This is a genomic window from Acidimicrobiales bacterium (assembly GCA_036399815.1).
Classification (GTDB): Bacteria; Actinomycetota; Acidimicrobiia; order Acidimicrobiales; family DASWMK01; genus DASWMK01.
Map to the genome: position 1 here is coordinate 19,607 of DASWMK010000144.1, position 8,080 is coordinate 27,686.

Consider the following 8,080-nt stretch of genomic DNA (forward strand, 5'->3'; position numbering starts at 1 on the left):
GTGCGGGGTGTCGCCATGGCCTTCTCCCTCGAGCTCGACGAGGACCAGCTCCAGCTCCAGAAGTGGGTCCACGACTTCGCCGACCAGGTCGTCCGCCCCGCCGCCGCCGAGTGGGACGAGCGCGAGGAGACGCCCTGGCCGCTCATCGAGGAGGCGGCCCGCATCGGCCTGTACTCCTTCGACTTCTGGGCCAACGCCTTCTCGGACGCCACCGGCCTCACCATGCCGATCGTCAACGAGGAGCTGTTCTGGGGCGACGCCGGCATCGGCCTGTCGATCGTCGGCACCCTGCTCGGCGTCACCGGGATCATGGGCAACGGCACCCCCGAGCAGATGATGGAGTGGGTGCCCCAGTGCTTCGGCACGCCCGAGAAGCCGGCGGTCGCCGCCTTCTGCGTGAGCGAGCCCGACGCCGGGTCGGACGTCTCGTCGCTGCGCACGACGGCCGTCTACGACGAGGCCCGCGACGAGTGGGTCCTGAACGGCCAGAAGACCTGGATCACCAACGGCGGCATCGCCGACGTGCACGTCGTCGTCGCGTCCGTCGACCGGTCGCTGAAGGGCAGGGGCCAGGCGTCCTTCGTCGTCCCGAAGGGCACGCCCGGCCTCTCCCAGGGCGCCAAGTTCAAGAAGCACGGCATCCGGGCCAGCCACACGGCCGAGGTCGTCCTCGACGACGTGCGCGTCCCCGGCTCGTGCCTGCTCGGCGGCAAGGAGCGGCTGGACGAGCGCCTGGCCAGGGCCCGCGAGGGCAAGCCGGCCCGCACCCAGGCGGCGATGGCGACCTTCGAGGCGACCAGGCCGATCGTCGGCGCCCAGGCCATCGGCATCGCGAGGGCGGCCTACGAGTACGCCCTGGAGTACGCCAAGGAGCGCAAGCAGTTCGGCCGGCCGATCGTCACCAACCAGGCCATCGCCTTCACCCTGGCGGACATGGCGACCGAGATCGACGCCGCCCGCCTGCTCGTGTGGCGGGCCGCGTGGATGGGCAAGGCCGGCAAGCCGTTCGGCGCCGGCGAGGGCTCGATGTCGAAGCTGAAGGCCGGCCGGGTGGCGACCTGGGCCACCGAGCGGGCCATCCAGATCCTCGGTGGCTACGGGTACGTGCGCGAGTACCCCGTCGAGCGCTGGCACCGCGACGCGAAGATCTACGAGATCTTCGAGGGCACCGCCGAGATCCAGCACCTGGTCATCGCCAGGGCCATCAGCGGCCTGCGCATCGAGTAGCCCGGTCGCGCCGCGGGTAGTGGCGCGGGCATGAGTGATCTCGCACTACTGGGCGCCCGGGTGGTCGTGGGCGGGTACGTGGCCGCGCACGGGGCGCAGAAGCTGTTCGGGGCGTTCGGCGGGCACGGGATCGAGGGCACGGGCGGCTTCTTCGAGTCGCTCGGCCTCACGCCCGGCAAGCGGATGGCCGTCACCGCGGGCACGTCCGAGCTGGGCGGGGGCGTGCTGACCGCCGCCGGCCTGGCCCACCCCGTCGGCCCGCTGGCCATCGCCTCGACCATGGGCGTCGCCGCCGCCACCGCCCACCGCCGCAAGGGCGCCTTCTCGGCCACCGGCGGCCCCGAGCTGCCGCTCACCAACCTGGCCGCGGCGGCCGCCCTCGCCGCCGCCGGGACCGGCCGCTACAGCCTCGACCGCCTCCTCGGCGTGCGGGCCCCGAGCCGGGTCGTCCGCTTCACCCTGCTCGCCTCGGCCGTGGCCGGCGCGGTGACGACGGCCAGGGCCTTCGCCGCCTCCCGCCGCCCGTCCGAGCCCCAGCCGGCCGACGACGACCTCGTCGTCGACCTCACCGCCGAGGACAGCGGCCGCCACGTCGTGGAGGCGGTCGAGCACCCCGTCTGACCACGCGCGGCGCCGCCCGCCGCGTCGGCGTCGTTGACAGGGCCCCCGCGGTCGGTCACCATCTGCGCCCTCGCCGCGTCGCGCGCAACGCGCCGCGTGGCGACCTCGGGGGAGGGGAAGCAGTCCGATGCGTCGTGTCGCGGTCGCCGTCCTGGCACTGGTGTCCTTGTTCGCGAGCCTGAGCACGCCGGCCGCGGCGAGGGGGCCGAACGAGGCGAGGGCGCCGAGGAGGGAGCCCCGAGCAGCAGGCGCCGCCATCGCCGCCGCCACGGACGCGAAGGTGCTCGTCTACGGGCCGACGTCCGGCGGCTACGCCGACACCACGCCGGGCGTGACCGCGACCGTGTGGGACGAGGCGACCTGGGCCGCCGCGTCGACCTCCGAGTTCTCGCAGTTCGACGCCATCGTGTTCGGCGACCAGCCCATCTGCTTCGGCGACCCTGGCGTGTGGGACACCGCCGTCGCCAACCGGCAGGTGTGGTCGGCCGCCGTCTCCGGCAACGTCATCGTCAACGGCACCGACCCCGACTGGCACGGCAAGTCGCAGTTCGTCCACCAGTCGGTGGCGTTCGCGGCCGCCGACGCCGCGCCCGGGCCGGGCCTGTACGTCTCGCTCAGCTGCGCCTACCACTCGGGCTCGCCGGCGGAGGTCGAGCTGCTCGGCGGCCTCGGGCACTTCACCGTCCAGGGCGTCAACAACTGCCCGAACGCCGCCCACAAGATCGCCGCCCACCCGACCCTCGACGGGCTGGACGACAGCTACCTCGGCAACTGGTCGTGCTCGGCCCACGAGATCTTCTCGTCGTGGCCGTCGAGCTACCAGCCGCTCGTGATCATCGGCGACGCCGCGCCGTCGCCCGCGCCGCCCGTCTACACGGCGCCCGACGGCACCAGCGGGCACGTCTACGTCCTCGCCCGGGGCCAGAGCTTCCTCTGCGACGAGGCCAACGACAGCGACGGCGACTGCCTCACCGACGCCGTCGAGGGCGACCTCGGCACCGACGCCCACAACCCGGACACCGACGGCGACGGCCTGAAGGACTCGTGGGAGGTCGACCCGGGCGTGCAGGGCGCCGGCATCCAGCTGCCGTCGGGCGAGCTCGTCCACCGCGACGCCGCCCTCGGGCCGTTCTCGAACCTGCCGCGGGGCCTGTACGGCTGGCCGTTCTGCCCCGGCGGCACCGACGACCAGCGGCGGATCACCGCCCGCCCGTACCGCTGCTTCAACCACGCGCCCGACCCGCTCCACAAGGACGTGTTCGTCGAGCTCGACTGGCAGGACTGCTTCGTCGAGTTCGCCTGCCCCGAGGTGATCAGCGAGCACGACGACCCGCTGCACCACGCGCCCAGCCTCTCGGGCCTGCGGGAGGCGATGGAGATGTTCGACGACGCCCCGGTGAGCAACCCCGACGGCGTCGACGGCGTCCGCCTCCACGTCCTCGTCGACGAGGCCATCCCGCACGCGCCGAACTGCGACCAGAACTCCTCGATCGGCAGGAGCGAGAGCTTCGGCACGCCGGCCCAGCGCCGCGACGGGGCCGTGCTCGACGCGAGGACGATGTCGGTCCGCTACGTGTGGTCCGGCCACTCGTCGGCCCGCGACGGCGTGGCCGCCTGCCCGAACCCCGGCCGGGTCGACTTCCTCCTCCAGGGCATCGACGCCGCCCCGCTCGCCGACTACGACTGGTCGCCGTTCGGCGACGCCAACGTCCGCGGCCGGGACATCCTCGTCACGATGGGCCCGGCGTGGAGCTGCTCGTCCCAGATCGGCGAGCCCCGCACCGGCAACACGGGCCCCTGCTTCCGGGAGACCGACCTCAGCCAGCTGGCCGACAACCCGCTCGGGTTCCTCATGGACCCCGGCATCTTCCCGGCCAACATCCCGAACCCCGGCGACGACCGCATCAGGTGGCCGGTCCACATGCTCCTCGGCGAGCTCGAGGCCGACGCCATCGAGCAGCTGTGGTCCCGCGCCCTGTCCCACCTGCTCGGCCACTCGCTCGGGCTCGACGAGGGCGACGTGCACAACCAGCCGGCGCCCGCCGGCCGCCACCAGTCCGGCGAGCACAGCCCGCTGACCCCGCTCCAGCCCGAGAGCTACGGCTCGTGGAGCGGCCTGTCGTACGCGCCGGCCGGCGTCGGCACCGACATCCAGGACGCCTTCCCGAACTACGACGAGCTGGCGAGGACGAACTCCGACCTGTCCGACGCGGACGCCGACGGGGACCTCCAGCACGACGACAACTGCCCGCTCGTCCACAACCCCGACCAGGACAACACCGACTTCGGCCCCTGGTACCTCCAGATCCTCGGCGGGCGGCTGCCCAACATCGCCGAGTTCGGCGACGCCTGCGACCCCGACATCGACGGCGACGGCGAGCGCAACCCGGCGCCGGGCGAGGGCGAGTCGCTCATGGCGGCGGCCGCGGACGTCGATCCCTACCCGTATGACACCGACGACGACGCCGTCGACAACGTGGACGACCCCGACGACGACGGCGACGGCGTGGCCGACGGGGCCGACAACTGCCGCATCCACCCGAACGCCGGCCAGGGCGACCTCGACGGCGACGGGTTCGGCGACGCCTGCGAGCTCGACACCGACGGCGACCAGGTGATGAACCAGGTCGAGGCGCTCCTCGGCGCCGACCACCGGGACCCGGCCAGCGCGCCGGAGTACGCCGGCTACGACGGCTCGTGCACGAACGGCGACGACGACGACGGCGACGGCGCCGCCGACGGCGCCGACCCGGGCTGCGCGGACGGCGACGGCGACCAGGTGGCCGACGGCGACGACAACTGCCCCGACCTCGCGAACGCGGTGAACGTCGACCGCGACGGCGACGGGGTGGGCGACGCCTGCCAGCTCCTCGCCCGGGTCGAGTACGTCTCGGCCGACGCCATCGGCGTCACCGGGACGGGCACGGAGATCGGCTGGTCGGCGACGGCCAGCGGGTCGTTCACCGTGCGGGTCGGCGGCAGCGGCTGCGCCGACGGCACCGTCGTCGACAGCGGCACCTACGACCGGGGCGACGGCACGACGGCCCGGCCGGCGTTCACGTTCGTCGGCGTCGGGTCGCTCGCGGAGGGCGACAACACGGTGCGGGTGTGCGTCACCTCGGGCGCGTCGTCCGCGTCGGCCACGGCCGCCGTGCTCGTCGACCGCGTCGCGCCGGACACGGCGGTCCTCGCCGGTCCCGCCGAGGGGGCGTCGACCGGCGCCGACGTCACCATCGAGCTCGGCGGCTCCGAGTCGCCGCTCGCCTTCCTGTGCGCGCTGGACGGCGCCGCGCTCGGCCCGTGCGAGCCCACCGTGGCGTACACGGCGCTCGCCGCCGGGCCGCACACGTTCACCGCGGTCGCCTTCGACCGGGCCGGCAACGAGGACCCGACCCCCGTCACCCGGTCCTTCTCGGTCGGCGGGCAGGGCCGGTTCGAGGGGTTCTTCGCCCCCGTCGACAACATCCCGGTCGTCAACCGCATGAAGGCCGGCCGCGCCGTCCCCGTGCGCTTCCGGCTGGAGGGGGCGTCGGGGCTCGCCATCTTCGCCGCCGGCTACCCGGCGTCGGCCCGCATGGACTGCGCCACCGGCGCCGCCCTCGACCCGGTCGAGGAGACGGTGTCGGCCGGGGGCAGCAGCCTCCACCACGACGACGCCACCGGCACCTACGAGTACGTGTGGGACACGAGGTCGGCGTGGGCCGGGACGTGCCGGGTGCTGATCCTGCGGTTCCGGGACGGCTCCGAGGCGAGAGCGTGGTTCCGGTTGACCTGACCGGTCGGGCGGTGCGGGGGGCGTTGGCCGCGCTGGCGGCGGGCGCCCTCCTCGTCGCCGCCTGCGGGAGCGACGGGGGCGACGGCGGCGGGCCGGCGGCCACCTCGGCGTCGGCGGCCACGTCCGCGACGGGCGGTGGCGCGCCGGCCCCCGACGACCTGGCGGCGACGGTGGCGGCGGCCACCGAGGCGGCCGGGCGGGCCCGCTTCGTGATGGAGACGGTCGCCGAGGCGGACGGCGAGGAGGCGGTGGCGTCGCGGTCCGAGGGGGAGGTGGACTGGGTGGCCCGGCGCGGCCACCGGGTCGACCGCTTCGACGAGGTGCTGCTCACGACCGGGCGGCCGGGCGACGGGCTCACCGACCAGGGCGAGGCCTGGCTGGCCGGCGACCGGACGTGGGAGGTGAACGCCGGCGACCCGGCGTCCGAGGCCCATCCGGTGACGCCCGGGCTCGGCCCGTTCCTCGGCCTGCACGACGCCGGCGAGGGCGACGGCCTGGCCGGCGCGCTGCTCGCCACCCTGGACGGGCGCCGGTTCGAGACGGCCGGCACGGAGGACGTCGGCGGCGCGCCAGCGACCCGCTACCGGGCCGAGGACGGCGGGCGCACGGTGGAGGTGTGGGTCGACGGCGGCGGTCGGCTCGTCCGCCTCCGCCAGGGGTCGACGGCGCCGACCGGCGCCGTGCTCGCCACCGTGCTCGAGCTCTCCGACCTCGGGGGCGACGTGGAGGTGCCGCCGCTGCCCGACGGGATCGGCTGACGGCGGCCCGGTGCCGGTCTGCTAGTCCGGCGCCATGACCGACCGCTACGACGCCTTCCCCCACCTCGCCTTCGACCGGCCGGCCGACGGGGTGCTGCGGATCACCCTCGACGCCCCCGGGCTGAACGCGGTGGGCGCCGAGGCGCATGCCGAGCTGGCCGACGTGTGGCCGGTGGTCGACCGGGACGAGGCGACGCGCGCGGTCCTCGTCCGGGGCGCGGGCCGGGCGTTCTCGGCCGGCGGCAGCTTCCACCTGCTCGAGGAGGTGACGACCGACGACCGGGCCCGGCTGCGCGTCCTGCGGGAGGCCAGGGACCTCGTCCGCAACCTCCTCGAGTGCGGGACGCCGGTGGTGTCGGCCATCCACGGGCCGGCCGTCGGGGCCGGGCTGGCGGTCGCCGTGCTGGCCGACGTGTCCGTCGCGGCCCGCACGGCGAGGATCGTCGACGGCCACACCCGCCTCGGCGTGGCCGCCGGCGACCACGCCGCCCTCTGCTGGCCGCTGCTCTGCGGGATGGCGAAGGCCAAGTACCACCTGCTCACCTGCGAGCCCCTGACCGGCGAGGAGGCCGAGCGCATCGGCCTGGTGTCGCTCTGCGTCGACGACGGCGAGGTGCAGGACCGGGCCCTCGCCGTCGCCACCGGCCTGGCCGCCGGCACGGCGTCGGCCATCCGCTGGACCAAGCACACGCTGAACCACTGGTACCGGGCCCAGTTCGCGGCGTTCGACGCCTCGCTGGCCTACGAGTTCCTGGGCTTCGGGCTGCCCGAGGCGGCCGAGGGGCTGGCCCGGCTGCGGGGGCGGGGCGAGTAGCTTCCGCCGCCATGCCCGGGGTCCTCGCCTACGGCGCCTACGTGCCCTACCACCGCCTCCGGCGGGAGGCGATCGCCGCCGCGCTGGGCGAGGGCGGCGGGCGGGGGACGCGGGCCGTCGCCTCCTACGACGAGGACACCACGTCCATGGCCGTCGAGGCGGCCAGGGTGGCGCTGCGCGCCGCGCCGGCGTCGGCGCCGCCCGGGCGCGTCTACTTCGCCACCGCCGACCCCGCCTACCTGGACAAGACGAACGCCACCGTCGTCCACGCCGCGCTCGGCCTCGACCGGTCGGCGCTGGCCGTCGACATGGCCGGCTCGGTGCGCTCGGGCGTCGGCGCGCTCGTCGCCGCTGCCGACGCGCCCGTCCCGGCCCTCGCCGTCCTCGCCGACGTCCGCACCGGGCTGCCCGGGGGCGCCGACGAGCGGGACGGTGGCGACGGGGCGGCGGCCTTCCTGTTCGGCGACGGCGACACGGTGGCCGACGTGGTCGCGGTCGCCAGCGCCACCGACGAGTTCCTCGACCGCTGGCGCCTCCCCGGCGCGCCGGCCTCGCGGGTGTGGGAGGAGCGCTTCGGCGAGCACGCCTACCTGCCGCTGGCGGCGGCGGCCTTCTCCGCCGCGCTCGAGGAGGCCGGGCTGGCACCGGACGCCGTCGACCACCTCGTCGTCGCCGGCACCCACGCCCGGGCCGCCCGCTCGTTCACCGCCAGGGCCGGTGTCCCCGCCGACCGGGTGGCCGACCCGCTGGCCGCCACCGTCGGCAACACCGGCACCGCCCACGCCGGCCTCCTCCTCGCCGGCGTGCTCGACCGGGCCGGCCCGGGCGAGACCGTGGTCGTCGTCGTCCTGGCCGACGGGGCGACGGCCATCGTCCTGCGCACCA

The 8,080-nt window shown here is 75.4% G+C and carries 6 protein-coding genes; all 6 read left to right on the top strand.

Translation table 11 applies throughout. The features are described from left to right. The first annotated feature begins 15 nt into the window (after window positions 1-15). Window positions 16-1,227: an acyl-CoA dehydrogenase family protein gene (locus VGB14_10315; protein ID HEX9993310.1), complete on the top strand. Its 1,212-nt coding sequence runs from the start codon at window positions 16-18 to the stop codon at window positions 1,225-1,227. Window positions 1,228-1,257: 30 nt separating this feature from the next. Then, window positions 1,258-1,848, top strand: coding sequence for a DoxX family protein (locus VGB14_10320; GenBank protein HEX9993311.1), 591 nt, complete (start codon window positions 1,258-1,260; stop codon window positions 1,846-1,848). A 160-nt stretch (window positions 1,849-2,008) separates the two neighbouring features. After that, a complete protein-coding gene (locus VGB14_10325) occupies window positions 2,009-5,623 on the top strand; it encodes a PxKF domain-containing protein (GenBank protein HEX9993312.1) in 3,615 nt (1,204 codons plus the stop codon). Further along, window positions 5,605-6,381: a hypothetical protein gene (locus tag VGB14_10330; GenBank protein HEX9993313.1), complete on the top strand. Its 777-nt coding sequence runs from the start codon at window positions 5,605-5,607 to the stop codon at window positions 6,379-6,381. The genes VGB14_10325 and VGB14_10330 overlap by 19 nt, the downstream gene beginning before the upstream one ends. A gap of 34 nt (window positions 6,382-6,415) precedes the next feature. Beyond that, window positions 6,416-7,195: an enoyl-CoA hydratase/isomerase family protein gene (locus tag VGB14_10335; GenBank protein HEX9993314.1), complete on the top strand. Its 780-nt coding sequence runs from the start codon at window positions 6,416-6,418 to the stop codon at window positions 7,193-7,195. An 11-nt stretch (window positions 7,196-7,206) separates the two neighbouring features. Next, a partial coding sequence (locus VGB14_10340) for a 3-oxoacyl-[acyl-carrier-protein] synthase III C-terminal domain-containing protein (GenBank protein ID HEX9993315.1) occupies window positions 7,207-8,080 on the top strand: 874 nt, incomplete at its 3' end.

Coding starts and splice junctions, on each gene's coding strand:
- VGB14_10315 (HEX9993310.1), top strand. CDS start 16: ATGGCCTTCTCCCTCGAGCTCGACGAGGACCAGCTCCAGCTCCAGAAG.
- VGB14_10320 (HEX9993311.1), top strand. CDS start 1,258: ATGAGTGATCTCGCACTACTGGGCGCCCGGGTGGTCGTGGGCGGGTAC.
- VGB14_10335 (HEX9993314.1), top strand. CDS start 6,416: ATGACCGACCGCTACGACGCCTTCCCCCACCTCGCCTTCGACCGGCCG.